Raw genomic sequence first — 13,937 nt, 5'->3', positions numbered from 1 at the left:
TTGCCTGGCCCAACCGGAGCGCGACAATGTTCTCTACCGCGGCCAGTCTTCCTGGCTTCGATTCACCGATTGAATTGCTGCTGGCATGCCACGACAAAGTGCGGCATTTCGCCGGCTTGTGTTCCAGACTTGAGCAGCATGCGGCGCGGCACGGCGCAGATGAAGAGGCACGCGCCGCGGCCGCCAGTGTGTTGAGATACTTCCAGCTCGCCGCGCCGCTGCACCATGCGGACGAGGAGGAAGACCTGTTCCCGGCACTGCGCGAGCTGGATGACGCAGGCCTGAGCGCGAGTATTGACGAGCTGGATGCCGAGCATGAATACCTGGGCGAGTTGTGGTGTTGCGTGCACCCCTGGCTGGAGGCGATGTCGTTGGGGACAAGTGACCCTGCTCCGCCTAAGCTCGAGGCGTTCTCCACCCTCTATCCCGAACATGCATTGCGGGAGGAGCGCGAGGTCTATCCCGCGGCCGTCCGCCTGCCGCACGATCGCCTCGCCGGGATTGGCCAGCGCATGGCGCAACGCAGAGGCGCACGCCAGGGGCCCTGACCGTCAAAGCTCGCCGGCCAGGACGGCAGACTTGATCTGCCACAAGGCCCGGTTGCCCCGGGCGTGGAATCCTATGCGCTACGTGGCTGTCGCCGCGCTCCGGATACGCCACCATCGGCCGGTCCGCAAGGCCGGCATGCCCTGGAGGCAGGCTGCGACAGCCTGACCGATGCAACCACCGCCACTGAGGCAATCCATGCGCCACAAACTAAACCTGGAGGGACTACTGGGAAGCCTGCCGCTCTTCAGGAACCTCGACGCAGAACAACTGGCCGAACTGGCGGGCTCCTGCCATGAGGTCAGGGTATGCAAGCACAGCCATCTCTTCCGGCGCGGCGACGCGGCTGCGGGCTTGTACGTTGTTGCCGTTGGCCAGATCAAGCTGGCGCTGCCCTCGGTGCACGGCAATCCCGAGAAAATCGTCGAGTTCTTCGGCCCCGGCGAGGCATTTGGGGAGGCCGTCATGTTCCTTGACCGCCCCTACCTGGTAGACGCCCAGGCGCTCGATGACACGCTGCTGATCCTGCTCGACAAAAAGGAGATATTCGCCGCCATCGATCGCGATCCGTCGTTTGCGCGCCGCATGCTTGCGGGCCTGTCGATGCGTCTGCATACCCTGGTGCAGGATATCGAGACAGTGAACCTGCACAACTCGCAACAGCGAGTGATCGGCTACCTGCTGAACGGGCCTCGCGAGGGCAACCTCACGCGCTTTACCGTCAACAAGAACCTGATTGCCTCCAAGCTGGGGTTGTCGCCGGCAACGCTGTCTCGCACCCTGCAGCGGCTCAGCGAAGCCGCCTTGATCACCGTGGCCGGCCCTGAAGTCGTGATTCACGATATCCAGGCGCTTGAGCGCCGGTTTGCCGGACGGTAAGCGCGCCCTCGCGGCATGCAACCCCAACCGGAAATGGCTTGACCGGCGTCAATCGCGGCGGGCCAAAGCCTCGCTAGTACGGCGTTCCATTTTCGTCGTGGGCGCGGTGGCACCGCCGGAACAGTTCTGAGGGATTCACCACCGCGCCCACCCCACCACGAAACCATCATGGCGCGATATATCGTGGCGATTCGGACCGGTACCGGCAGATGTGTGAATGAGCAGGGATGCCGCTACCGAGCAGCCCCACCACGAAACCAGCGTCATTCACAGGATCGTGGCCATTCAAACCGGTAACGGCACGAGTCCTTTAAAACCCGGGGCCTGACGACGAAACCACCGGGCTACGCAACCCCGACACGCCAGCCTCCTGCAAGGATCGCTTTCTTTTGGTTACTTTTCTTTACGAGTAAAGAAAAGTGACATCTCACACGTTCCAAAACGGCCAACACCGTACAGCCGCGACAGCAGCTAGAAGCGCTAAAACCTCGCCCACTTACGCTACCATCCAAACCAACCCTGCCTTTCTATTCAACGCGCGCGGCATCGCCAGGCGCTTTCGCCATGCCGCGATTTTTGGCGCGCTGGAAGCGCTGGGCGAAGGCGAGTCGATGCGGTTCGTCAACGATCACGACCCCCTTCCCCTGATCGAGCAACTGCGCCGGCGCTATCAAGATCAACGCCAGATTGCCTACGTTGAGCGCGCGGGCGATGCCGTGGTGATCGACTTCACCGTACATCCCGCGGCCGCCACACAGGGATGCGGTAGCGCAAACGGCACGGGCTGCGGCTGCAGCGGCGGCTAACCACGCCCAACCACGCCGTCCTGCGCCGCATTCAGGCCGTCTTCGCTCTCCCGATTCGCTTTTTCCGCAATTGGCTTGCCCGCGGACAAGCCGGCCCAGGCAGTCCTGAGGCAAGATGCCAATGAGGCCACTGAGTTGCGGGGGCGCGCCCGGTGGCCTTGATGTTGCTGGCCTGAAGCCTGTCCGTACGAACTATGGGCAGGCTTCTTTTTTCCCCGTTCGGCATCGCCTGCGCTCGACTCGGCTTGTCTTTGGTCAATGCATTGCGACAAAGCACGGCGGCGTCGCGCCTCATAAGATACATTCACCATGAATCTTAAATTTCGTGATGTCTCCCGCCGCAAGCGGAGGCTTGATGCCCCGAGCTTCCTGCCTGCCGTTCTGACCGAGGCCAAGATCCACGAACCAACAGGCAAGAACCAAGAGCCAGGAACCAACAGCCCGACAGGCTGAGAGGTCGATACGATGCGCCTTACCACCATGACCGACTACGCGCTACGGCTGCTGATCTACGTGGCGCGGCATCCTGAACGGATGTGCACCAATAGCGAGATCGCGCAGGCCTACGGTATCTCCAGAGCACACATCGTCAAAGTGACGCACAAGCTCAGCCGCCAGGGATGGATCGCAACCATGCGCGGCAGAGGCGGCGGCATGCAGTTGTCGTCCGGGCCGGGAAGCATCAATCTCGGCGACGTGGTTCGCAGCGTGGAGCCCGATTTCGATCTGGTTGCCGGCCTCGCCGACGGCAGCGCCCGCAAGTTCGCGAGCGACGAGCATCTGTGCTGCGTCATGGATGGCGCTCGCCGACGTTTCCTGCAACATCTTGAAGGCTATACGCTCGCCGACCTGCTGGCGCGGGCATTCCCGGCTGCGCCGCATGCCGGCGTAGCCGTGGATCCGGTCAGAAACTGAGGCCAGCCGCAGCGGCCCTCGTTCTCCGGTGGAAGATTCAGGACTGCCGGGGCCGTGGCGCCTCGCGGGATCGCCATGCCTGCGCCGCGGCGGCGGCGACAGCGATGAAGAGCAGGATGGCGGCAACGTTGCCCGCCGCCGCCGCCGCCCTGATTGCAGGCAGCGCGTGGCCGAAGCTCAGTCGCGCGGCCAGGGACAGGTGCAGCAAGGCAAGCGGCACATAGAAGCCATTGCCGAACTGCAGCTTGATACGCGTGATCGCCGGCAGGATGACAGGCGCATGCGCCATCACCATGCTGACGATAAAGCCCAGTCCCAGCGCATGCAGCGCGGCGTCGCGCCATGGCAGCCCTGCCGCGGTTGCCGCCCACGCCACGCCCGCCACCAACAGCCAGCCGTAGCCCAGAAGCAGGCAGACCGCCATGTAGCGGCTCAGTCCGTGGCTGCGCACCGTGCGGCGCGCAATGTCGAACCGTGCCAGCCAGGCGGCAAGCAACGCCAGCGCTGCGCCATAGATGACGCCGCCGATCCTGCCCGCGCTGCCTTCCAGCGCCGAGCCGGCGGCACCCAGCACCAGCACCGCCAGGATGGCAAGCAAAGCCGCTTGCGCGCCGGGCCGGCGGCGCATCAGGCGCGTCATTTCAAGCCGCTCGGCAGCGACCGTGACAACCAGGAAAATGAAGTACCAGGCGTTGACCGAGGCCAGCCAGCGGCCTGACGCCACCCCCGCGTTGCCCGCCAGCCAGGCCAACGCGGCGACCAGCAGCAAGGCGGTATGGGCGGCCGGCTGGCGCCGCAGGACTTCCACGCTGACGCCCACGAACACCAGCGCGCCGGCCGCCATGGCCCAAGCGCCGGCGGCAGGCAATCCCGCCACCATCAGCAAAGCGCCCAGCCCCGATGCGACTGGCGCCGCAAAGGCCACGGGACGGCCGAGCGCCACCGCACGCTCGATGCCGATGACCGTGCCGAAGAAGCCGCCGGTCATCAAGGCACCGTGGAATTGCAGCGCGCGCCACGCCACGTGGTAATCGCCGGCCCATGGCAGCATCACGCCCGCGCGCATCCATCCACCGAGCATGCCCGCGAGCAATGCGCATACGGCCAGCAGCAGCACGGCCAGCCGGGGCCAGGTCTTGCGCTGGCGTCCTTGCGCGCGGCGCGCGGCCACGCTCACCATCCCATGGCGTGCTTCGCGCTGGCGCTCATGCGCTCCGGCGTCCATGCGGGCTCCCAGCCTAATTCCACATCGATCAGGTACCCCAGGGGCATCACGCCTTCCAGTTCGAGCTGCACGTCGTCCAGGATCATGTCGGCCACCGGACATGCGGCGGAAGTCATGGTCATCGAGACATGCACGGATCCGTCCGATACGGTGATGGCGTAGATCAGGCCAACGTCAAGGATGCTTAGCGCCAGTTCCGGATCCACCACGCGGCGCAGGGCATCCCTGATCGGTATGCGCCACTCCTCCGGCCCCTGGTAGTCGAACCTGCCCGTCCCGTTCGAAGTTTGTCTGGTGAGCATGCTTGCCTCCTTGCGCATTACTGTTGGTTTCCTGTCACGCGTCATCCCATCGTAGTACGGACCACGCTGGCTGCGTGGCCCCTACCCGCCAATCGATTGACATAGCGCAATGCCGACGCGTCCGTCACGCCGTGCGCAGCGTGAAACTGCTGAAGTGCGATGCCAGCCTGGCGATATCGTAGCGGCCAAGCGAGGCGCTCGCGCCGCCGCCGCGGCACGCCTGCAACGCCCAGTGCGTCACGCCAAGCGCGGCGATCCGTTGCGCCAGCGCATGCAGCTCGGCGATATCGAACAGGCCGGCGTGCCAGGTGGTGCGGCATTCGCCCGCCACGCCGCTGGCAAGCCACCGGCGCAGCGATTCCCAAGCCCTCTCCCCGCTGCCCGGCACCCGTGTAATGGCCTCATACCGATGCAGGGGTGCCTTGAGATCGAGGCCGATCCAGTCCAGCCGGGGCAGGATGGCGGCCAGGCGATCGGGGTACATGCCGGCGGTATGCAGCGCAACCTCGAACCCCCCGGCCCGCACGGCCTCGATGGCACCGGGCAGTCCCGCCTGCAGGGTTGGCTCGCCCCCGGAAAACACCACGCCGTCGAGCAGGCCCCGCCGCGCCTGCAAGAAGGCCTGCACATCCGCCCAGGCAATGGCGGGCGGCACGCCAGCATCCAGCAAGTCCTGGTTGTGGCAATAGCCGCACCGCCACGGACAGCCCTGGCAGAACAGGACGGCGGCCAGGCGGCCGGGGAAGTCGATCGTGGTCAGCGCTGTCATGCCGCCGATACGCAACGTGGCCGCGTCGCGCCGGCGCCGGGCCGCCGCCGCGCATACGTCAGGCGTCGATGGCATGGGGTTGCGAGAAGAAGCGCCGCTCGCGGTGCTCGCCCTGCTTGCCGGTGTTGAAGCTGGAGACCGGGCGGTGATAGCCCATCACGCGGGTCCAGACCTCGCAGGGTTGGCGCTCCTCGTCGCGCAGCGCGGCGCTGCAAGGTTGGAATTGCGTGGATGGCGAGGATTGAGCTTGGTGAGTCATCAGATTTACTCCGTCTTGAGAGTGGGTTGAAAAAACCGGGGCATGAAAAGAACAGCGGATCCTGGTCAGGCGGCGATCGGGTCCCGCTTGCGCGCGAGGATCTCTTCGTCGCACCGCGGGCAGAACGGATGCTCGCCGGCGAGGTAGCCGTGCGTGGGGCAGATCGAGAACGTCGGCGTCACCGTGATGTACGGCAGGCGAAAGCGCGTCAGCGCGCGCCGCACCAGTTCGCGGCAGGCCTCGCCGCTGGACAGGCGCTCGCCCATGTACAGATGCAGCACCGTGCCGCCGGTGTACCTGGACTGCAAGGCCTGCTGCCGCGCCAGCGCCTCGAAGGGGTCGTCGGTCCAGCCGACCGGCAACTGCGAGGAATTTGTGTAGTAGGGCTGTGCGGCCGTGCCGGCCTGGCGGATCTCCGGCCAGCGCTTGCGGTCTTCCCGTGCGAAGCGGTACGTTGCCCCTTCGGCGGGGGTCGCTTCGAGGTTGTAAAGATGGCCGGTTTCCTGCTGGAAGGCCACAATGCGCTCGCGCACATGTTCCAGCAAGCGCAGCGCGAAGGCATGGCCCCACTCCGACGTGATGTCGTGCCGGTCAGCGGTGAAGTTGCGGATCATCTCGTTGATGCCGTTCACGCCCAGCGTCGAGAAATGATTGCGCAAGGTGCCCAGGTAGCGCTTCGTGTAGGGGAACAGGCCCTGGTCCATCAGGTGCTGGATCAGCGTGCGCTTGTTCTCCAGGCTCTGCTTGCCCAGATCCAGCAGGCGGTCGAGCGCACGCAGCAGCGCCGCTTCATCGCCGGCATGCAGGTAGCCCAGGCGCGCGCAATTGATCGTGACCACGCCCACGCTGCCGGTCTGCTCGGCACTGCCGAACAGGCCGTTGCCGCGCTTGAGCAGCTCGCGCAGGTCGAGCTGGAGCCGGCAGCACATGGAGCGCACCATATTTGGCTCCAGCTCCGAGTTGATGAAATTCTGGAAGTACGGCAGCCCGTACCTGGCCGTCATCTCGAACAGCCGCGTGGCATTCTCCGATTCCCACGGAAAATCGCGCGTGATGTTGTAGGTCGGAATGGGAAAGGTGAACACCCTGCCCTTGGCATCGCCTGCCGTCATCACCTCGATATAGGCGCGGTTGATCAGGTCCATCTCTTCCTGCAGGTCGCCATAGGCGAACGGCATTTCCTGGCCGCCGATGACCGGCACCTGTTCGCGCAGGTCTTCGGGGCAGGTCCAGTCGAAAGTCAGGTTGGTAAAGGGCGTTTGCGTGCCCCAGCGCGACGGCACGTTCAGGTTGTAGATCAGCTCCTGGATGCACTGGCGCACCTGGCCATAGGACATGGCGTCCTTGCGCACGAATGGCGCCATATAGGTGTCGAACGACGAGAACGCTTGCGCGCCGGCCCATTCGTTCTGCAGCGTGCCGAGAAAATTGACGATCTGCCCCACGGCAGAGGACATGCGCTTGGGCGGCCCGGCTTCCACCTTGCCCGGCACGCCATTGAAGCCCTCATGCAGCAGTGTGCGCAGCGACCAGCCGGCACAGTAGCCGCTGAGCATGTCGAGATCGTGGATATGGATGTCGCCGCTGCGGTGGGCGTGGCCGATTTCCGGCGCGTAGACATGGGACAGCCAGTAATTGGCGGTGACCTTGCCCGCCACATTCAGTATCAGCCCGCCCAGCGAATAGCCCTGGTTGGCGTTGGCATTGACGCGCCAGTCCGCCTTGCTCAGGTATTCGTTGATCGCGGCTTGCACGTCGATCAGGGCCGTGCGGTCCTGGCGCGGCCCTGCGTGCTGGCTGACCTCCCCGGGCAGGCAGGCAACAACGGCTTCGGTACAGTGCTCCATCTATTCCCCCGATAACATTCACACTAAATGTGGGGATAGAGTACCGGTCAAACACTATATCTAGATTGACGGAAAGCAAGCGTATGGCATGCCGACCTGTTCTCGCTGGTATCGGCGCGGGGCGGATCGCCGCGGCCATCCGCCCCGCGCTTACCGTTGCGCCGCGCTCAGGCGCCCTTCCGGCGCGGTCTGCGCCGGTGCCTTGGCGGCGAGGCCCAGTACCACTTGCAGCGCCATCGAGAGCGCGCCGACGATAAACACCACGTCGCCGAAGGTGCGCACCCAGCGCAGCGTCTGCAGGATGGGCTGCTGCATGAAGGCCTCGCTGCGCGCATACCACAGCCCCTGGCTGACGCTGGCGTGGAACTGGATGATGCCGATGGGCAGCAGGCTGGTGCCGATCATGAGTACCAGGCCGGCGTTGAGGCCCCAGAACGCTGTCTTCGCCAAGCCCTGGTTCAGTACGTAGCCGGGCCGCACATAGCGCAGCACCAGCAGCGTGAAGCCCAGCGCCAGGAAGCCATAGACCCCGAACAGCGCCGCGTGGGCATGCACCGCCGTGGTATTCAGGCCCTGCACGTAGTACAGCGAAATCGGCGGGTTGATCATGAAGCCGAATACACCGGCGCCCAGCATGTTCCAGAACGCCACGGCGACGAAGCACATCAGCGGCCACTTCAGGTTGGCCATCCACGGTGCCCGGTCCTTCAGGCGCCAGTTTTCCCAGGCTTCATGGCCCAGCACGATCAGCGGCACCACTTCGAGCGCGCTGAAGCTGGCGCCCACCGCCATCACCGGCGTCGTGGTGCCGGCAAAGTAGAGATGGTGGAACGTGCCAGGCAGGCCGCCCAGCATGAACAGCGACGCCGACGCCAGGCTGGCCGCCGTGGCCATCGGCCGCGACACCAGGCCGAGGGTGGAGAAGATAAAGGCCAGCGCCGTGGTGGCGAACACTTCAAAGAAGCCCTCGACCCACAGGTGCACGACCCACCAGCGCCAGTATTCCATCACCGACAGGTTGGTGCGCTCGCCGTAAAACAGGCCGGCCCCGTAGAACAGGCCGATAGCCACCACCGAGGATGTCAGCAAGGCCAGCAGGTTCTTGTCGCCGCCCGGCGTGCGCAGTGCCGGCGCGATGGCGCGCAGCATCAACACCAGCCAGAACAGGATGCCGGCGAACTTGCCGATCTGCCACAGGCGGCCCAGGTCGACGTACTCGTAGCCCTGATGCCCCAGCCAGAAGTTAAGGTTCTCGGGCATAAGCTGCGCGATCGCCAGGTAGTTGCCTGTGAACGATCCCACCACGACCACCACCAAGGCCCAGAACAGCACGTCCACGCCAAGCTTCTGGTACTTCGGGTCCTTTGCGCCGTTGATGAGCGGTGCCAGGAACAGGCCGGCAGCCAGAAAGCCGGTAGCGATCCAGAACAGCGCGCTCTGGATGTGCCAGGTGCGCAGCAGCGTGTATGGGAACCACTTCGACAGCTCAATGCCGTAGAAACGCTGCCCTTCCACCGTGTAGTGAGCCGTCAGGCCGCCGATCAGCACCTGGAACACAAACAGCGCCACCACCAGGAACAGGTACTTGCCCAGGGCGCGTTGCGACGGCGTGAGCGCGAACGCCGTAAGCGGGTCGCGCGCGGCCACGGCGGGCGGTGCCTCTTCGTGTCCGCGCAGGAATGACCAGGCCCATACCAGGAAGCCAACACCCGCAAGCAGCACTACCACGCTGGCGATGGACCAGATGATGTTCTCGCTGGTGGGCTGGTTGCCGATCAGCGGCTCGTGCGGCCAGTTATTGGTGTAGGTGGCAGTGAGGCCGGGGCGTTCGGTGGCGGCGGCCCATGCGGTCCAGAAGAAGAAGTGCGTCAGCTTCACGCGGCGTTCGGCGCTGGGCAACGTGTTCTCCTTCATGGCGAAGCTTTCGCGGCTCTTGCGCAGCGCCGGTGCGTCGGAGAACAGCCGTTCGTAGTAGGCGGCGGTGGCGGCAATGGCCTGCGCTCGGCGCCTGGAGACGGTGAGCACGCCGCTGTCCTGGTCGGCGCGGTTGCCACGGTACTCGGCGCGGAGCTGCTCGCGCAGCGCGGCCTGGGTTGGCCCGTCGAGCGCGGCATAGGTGCGGCCGTAGGTATCGCGCGCGGCCAGGTCGAGCCAGGCGGTGAGCTCGCGGTGCAGCCAGTCGGCAGTCCAGTCCGGCGCCTGGTAGGCGCCGTGGCCCCAGATGGAGCCGAGCTGCATGCCGCCGACGGATTGCCATGCGGTCTGGCCGTCGAGGATATCGTCCTTGCTGAACAAGGCGTTGCCGTCGGCACTAACGACTTGCTGCGGAATCGGCGGCGCCTTGCGGTAGACCTCGGTGCCGTAGTAGCCAAGCAGCGAAAAAGTGACCGCCACGACGGCGATCAGGGTGAACCAGAGTTTTTTATATTGTCCCATGATGGGTCTCGCTGTGATGCGTGTGCCTGTCGCGGCGGGATCAGGCGTGGGCCGGGGCGGCTTGCTCAGCGTTGTCGAACAGGATGTTGTTCTCGAGATGGATGTGTTCCATCAGGTCTTCGCGCAGGGTGCGCAGCCCCAGGTACAGCGCGCGCCAGGTGTTGCACGCGGCGCGGGGCAAGGTGATGTCGTTGGTCAGCGCATTGAGACGTTGCAGGGCCTGCCCGTGCTCGTCGTGCTCCATGCGCATGACCGTGATGGGGCCACCCGCCATGGCGCCGAGTTCGCGCGCGAGCAGCGGGAACAGGATCTGCTCTTCCTTCTGCATATGGCTCTCCAGCTCCTGCTGCATGACGCAGAGGTGATCCGCCAGGCCGAGCGGGCAATCCTCGCGGTCGCCATGCACTTGCTCCACCCGGCGCGCCAGGCGGATCAGCTCGGGCAGTTGCTGCCGATGCACCTCGTGGTAGCGCGCGAGGATGTGGGCGATCAGGTCGGCCGCGCACGCGCTGCCCCAGTCGCGGCCGTCACGTTGCGCCTGGGCTTGCAGCGACAGCAGGCTTGCCTCGATGGCCTGCGCATCCAGGCCCGCGGCTTGCGCGGCCTCGCCCAGGGTCTGCTTGCCGCCGCAGCAGAAATCCAGCTGGTAGTCGTGAAACACGCGGGTGGCGCCGGGGATCTTGCGGGCAAGCTGGCCCAGCGATTGTTCAGTCATGCTCATGATGTTCTCCTGTGTAAGGTGTGCATCATTCACATAGCGAAACCCATGCCCGAAAAATTAGCGCAAAGAATCAATGGTTTAGTTTTTTAAGGGTATTATTTACCCTTATTCAACAATGGTAAAAAATACCCAATAGGGTTTAATTGACCATGATGGAAAATCTCTTGCTGACGGACCTCGTTGCCGACCTTCCGCAGGCAGTACGGCTGCAGCGGCTGGTCAGCAGCCTGCGGGCCCACTTCCGCTGCGGCGCCGTGGCGCTCCTGCAGCTGGAAGAGGATCAGCTGCGGCCGGTGGCGATCGACGGGCTGGTGCGCGATGCGCTCGGGCGGCGTTTCGCGGTGGGCCTGCATCCACGGCTGGCCGCCATCCTGGCCAGGCGCGGCGTGACCTGCTTCCACCACGACAGCGTGCTGCCCGACCCCTACGACGGGCTGATCAACGAGCACGTGGGCGAACCCCTCCCGGTGCACGACTGCATGGGAACGAGCCTGCATGTGGAAGGCCAGCCGTGGGGCGTGCTGACGCTCGACGCGTTGACGGTCGGCACCTTCGGCGACGAAGCGCAGGCCGATTTGCGGCAGTTGACGGTAGTTGTCGAGGCGGCGATCCGCACGACACGGCTGGAAGCCGAGATCCGCGCGCTGCGGCTCACGCGCGGCGAAGCCCCGCTGGGCGACACGGCGCGGGACGATGGCGAGATCATCGGCCAGAGCGAGGCGATCAGCCGCTTGCTGCATGAGCTCACGGTGGTGGCCGACTCGGAGCTCCCGGTGCTGCTGCTGGGCGAAACCGGCGTGGGCAAGGAACTGTTCGCGCACCGGCTGCACCGGCTCTCGCGCCGGCGCGCGCAACCGCTGATCCATGTCAATTGCGCCGCCTTGCCGGAATCGCTGGCCGAGAGCGAGCTGTTCGGGCACGCCAAGGGCGCGTTCTCGGGCGCGGTGGGCGAAAGGCCGGGCCGCTTCGAAGCGGCCGACGGCGGCACGCTGTTCCTTGACGAGGTGGGCGAGCTGCCGCTCTCGATCCAGGCCAAGCTGCTGCGCACCTTGCAGAACGGCGAAATCCAGCGCCTGGGTTCCGACCGGCCGCGCCGCGTCGACGTGCGCATCATCGCCGCCACCAACCGCAGCCTGCGCGATCACGTGCGCGACGGCTCGTTCCGCGCCGACCTGTATCACCGGCTCTCGGTCTATCCGATCCCGATTCCGCCGCTGCGCGAGCGCGGCAACGACGTGCTGCTGCTGGCAGGCCGGATGCTGGAACTCAATCGCGCCCGGCTCGGCCTGCGCAGCCTGCGCCTGTCCGTCGCGGCCGAGGCCGCGCTGCGCCGCTACCCCTGGCCGGGCAATGTGCGCGAGCTGGAGCATGTCATCAGCCGGGCGGCGCTCAAGACCGTCAGCCGCGGCGCGAACCGCAACGACATCGTCACCCTGGAGGCGGAACTCCTGGATCTCGACGGGCTGGAGCCGGCGCCGCCCGGTGCCGCAGCCCCGCCCCCAAGCGCCGAGCCGGGTGCGTTCGCGCCAACGGCAGCCACCCTGCGCGAGGCGATGGACCAATGCCAGCGGCATTGCATCGAGCAGGCACTGGCCGCGCGGGGTGGCAACTGGGCGCAGGCGGCCCGCCAGCTGGGCGTGGACGCGAGCAACCTGCACAAGCTTGCCCGCCGGCTCGGCATCAAGCACGACGACAAGCACGACAACAAGCACCACGACATGCCGCACCGCATGGCGGACTGAGCGTATCTCGTCGATCAGCCTGGCGCCCGCTTGCGCGGCGCCAGGCCTGCCCCAGGCGGGCACACCCCTCCCCATTAGAACTAGCTCCACCGGCACCTGCGGATGTGCTGCCGGCGAATGGTCAATTGCGGTCGCGCTCTCTACGCTGGGAGCCGATCGTCATTGTTGACACAGGAGCATGGCCATGGCCACTCAACCCCTCACGCATGAGCCGGTGCCACCGCGCGCCTACGCGGTGCTGGCATCCAGCACCTTCGCCTTCACCATCTGCTTCGCCATATGGATGATGTTTGCGGTGCTGGGCATTCCCATCAAGCAGCAGCTGGGCCTGTCTGAAACCCAGTTCGGCCTGCTGGCCGCCACGCCCGTGCTCAGCGGCGCGCTGGTCCGCCTGCCGTTGGGCATCTGGACCGACCGCTACGGCGGGCGCATCGTCTTCTTTGCGCTGATGCTGGTCACTGTCATTCCGATCTGGATGATCTCGCATGCCACCACGCTCCCGCAGTTGCTGATCCTGGGCTTGTTCGTAGGCCTGGCGGGCGGCTCGTTTTCCGTGGGCACGCCCTACGTGGCGCGCTGGTTTCCGCGCTCCCGCCAGGGCCTGGCCATGGGCATCTTCGGCGCGGGCAACTCCGGTTCGGCCTTGACCAAATTCGTGGCGCCGGCGCTGATCGTGGCCGCCGGCGGCAGCTGGACCGTGGTGCCACGCGTCTATGCGATCGCCATGCTGGTCACGGCCGTGCTGTTCTGGGTGTGCTCGTCCAGCGATCCCGCTCACCGCGCCACGTCCTCGGCCAGCCTGCGCGCCCAGCTCGCCATGCTGCGCGACCCACGCGTGTGGCGCTACTCGCAGTATTACTCGGTGGTGTTCGGCGGCTATGTCGGCCTGTCGCTGTGGATGACCAAGTACTACATCGGCGAGTATGGCTTCGACATCAAGATCGCCGCCCTGCTGGCGGCCTGCTTCTCGCTGCCGGGCGGCGTGCTGCGCGCCATCGGCGGCTGGATCTCCGACCGCTACGGCGCGCACCGCACCACCTGGTGGGTGATGTGGGTGTGTTGGGTGGCGTTCTTCCTGCTCAGCTATCCGCAGACCGATTTCATCATCCACACCGCGCGCGGCCCGCAAGCCTTCCATATCGGCCTGTCGGCGCTGCCGTTTACCGCGCTGCTGTTTGTCGTCGGCGTTGCCATGGCGGTGGGCAAGGCCTCGGTGTTCAAGTTCATCGCCAACGATTTCGGCCACAACCTCGGCGCCGTCTCCGGCGTGGTGGGGCTGGCCGGCGGCCTGGGCGGCTTCATCCTGCCGGTGCTGTTCGGCCTGCTGGCGGACCTGACCGGCGTGCGCAGCAGCTGTTTCATGCTGCTGTACGGCACGGTCTGCGTGAGCCTGGTGTGGATGCACTACAGCCAGCGCGCCAAGGGCGCGGGCGCCGGCCAGCGCGTGCTGGCGGCGCAGCCGGCCTGAAGCGGCGCGCCGGTTCCCCGAT

Annotated in this window: 14 protein-coding genes; 7 read left to right on the top strand and 7 right to left on the bottom strand. The window is 65.8% G+C overall.

The genetic code is table 11. The features are described 5' to 3' along the window. The first annotated feature begins 26 nt into the window (after positions 1–26). The 5 genes from AC1RWI_RS12650 to AC1RWI_RS12630 all read left to right on the top strand — a co-directional run bounded on the left by AC1RWI_RS12650 (position 27) and on the right by AC1RWI_RS12630 (position 3,146). Entirely contained in the window at positions 27–548 is a 522-nt protein-coding gene (locus tag AC1RWI_RS12650; RefSeq protein WP_492866726.1) for a hemerythrin domain-containing protein, read from the top strand. Positions 549–744: 196 nt separating this feature from the next. Beyond that, a complete protein-coding gene (locus tag AC1RWI_RS12645) occupies positions 745–1,425 on the top strand; it encodes a Crp/Fnr family transcriptional regulator (protein WP_492866724.1) in 681 nt (226 codons plus the stop codon). A 506-nt stretch (positions 1,426–1,931) separates the two neighbouring features. Further along, a complete protein-coding gene (locus AC1RWI_RS12640; protein WP_492866805.1) occupies positions 1,932–2,231 on the top strand; it encodes a DUF2249 domain-containing protein in 300 nt (99 codons plus the stop codon). A 309-nt stretch (positions 2,232–2,540) separates the two neighbouring features. Then, positions 2,541–2,684: a hypothetical protein gene (locus AC1RWI_RS12635; RefSeq protein ID WP_492866722.1), complete on the top strand. Its 144-nt coding sequence runs from the start codon at positions 2,541–2,543 to the stop codon at positions 2,682–2,684. Between the two features lie 27 nt (positions 2,685–2,711). Beyond that, the gene (locus tag AC1RWI_RS12630; RefSeq protein WP_236702003.1) at positions 2,712–3,146 is read left to right on the top strand and encodes an RrF2 family transcriptional regulator; all 435 of its coding nucleotides are present in this window, start codon (positions 2,712–2,714) and stop codon (positions 3,144–3,146) included. Between the two features lie 37 nt (positions 3,147–3,183). Here AC1RWI_RS12630 and AC1RWI_RS12625 read toward each other — a convergent pair whose 3' ends face one another. From AC1RWI_RS12625 to ytfE, 7 genes are all read right to left on the bottom strand, one after another. Beyond that, the gene (locus AC1RWI_RS12625) at positions 3,184–4,371 is read right to left on the bottom strand and encodes a DUF8744 domain-containing protein (RefSeq protein ID WP_492866720.1); all 1,188 of its coding nucleotides are present in this window, start codon (positions 4,369–4,371) and stop codon (positions 3,184–3,186) included. Next, positions 4,320–4,673 (bottom strand): metal-sulfur cluster assembly factor, encoded by a 354-nt coding sequence (locus AC1RWI_RS12620; RefSeq protein WP_052494772.1) that lies wholly within the window; start codon positions 4,671–4,673, stop codon positions 4,320–4,322. The genes AC1RWI_RS12625 and AC1RWI_RS12620 overlap by 52 nt, the downstream gene beginning before the upstream one ends. 124 nt (positions 4,674–4,797) lie before the next feature. Further along, a complete protein-coding gene (locus tag AC1RWI_RS12615; RefSeq protein WP_492866718.1) occupies positions 4,798–5,517 on the bottom strand; it encodes an anaerobic ribonucleoside-triphosphate reductase activating protein in 720 nt (239 codons plus the stop codon). Beyond that, a complete protein-coding gene (gene nrdD, locus AC1RWI_RS12610) occupies positions 5,501–5,701 on the bottom strand; it encodes an anaerobic ribonucleoside-triphosphate reductase (protein WP_492866716.1) in 201 nt (66 codons plus the stop codon). The genes AC1RWI_RS12615 and nrdD overlap by 17 nt, the downstream gene beginning before the upstream one ends. Before the next feature lie 65 nt (positions 5,702–5,766). Continuing rightward, positions 5,767–7,548, bottom strand: a complete 1,782-nt coding sequence (locus AC1RWI_RS12605) for a ribonucleoside triphosphate reductase (RefSeq protein WP_492866714.1) — start codon at positions 7,546–7,548, stop codon at positions 5,767–5,769. A 150-nt stretch (positions 7,549–7,698) separates the two neighbouring features. Then, positions 7,699–9,984, bottom strand: a complete 2,286-nt coding sequence (locus tag AC1RWI_RS12600) for a nitric-oxide reductase large subunit (RefSeq protein WP_492866712.1) — start codon at positions 9,982–9,984, stop codon at positions 7,699–7,701. Positions 9,985–10,024: 40 nt separating this feature from the next. Further along, a complete protein-coding gene (gene ytfE / locus AC1RWI_RS12595) occupies positions 10,025–10,705 on the bottom strand; it encodes an iron-sulfur cluster repair protein YtfE (protein ID WP_043345856.1) in 681 nt (226 codons plus the stop codon). A 149-nt stretch (positions 10,706–10,854) separates the two neighbouring features. Here ytfE and norR point away from each other — a divergent pair, with 149 nt between their 5' ends. Both norR and AC1RWI_RS12585 read left to right on the top strand, forming a co-directional pair. Continuing rightward, positions 10,855–12,447: a nitric oxide reductase transcriptional regulator NorR gene (norR, locus tag AC1RWI_RS12590; RefSeq protein WP_492866710.1), complete on the top strand. Its 1,593-nt coding sequence runs from the start codon at positions 10,855–10,857 to the stop codon at positions 12,445–12,447. Between the two features lie 184 nt (positions 12,448–12,631). Next, positions 12,632–13,915, top strand: a complete 1,284-nt coding sequence (locus AC1RWI_RS12585; protein ID WP_492866708.1) for an MFS transporter — start codon at positions 12,632–12,634, stop codon at positions 13,913–13,915. Positions 13,916–13,937 lie beyond the last annotated feature (22 nt).

Source organism: Cupriavidus sp. MPR-AND1C, assembly GCF_058809705.1.
Note: the sequence above shows the minus strand (reverse complement) of the source record. Positions and strands in the feature narration are given on the sequence as shown.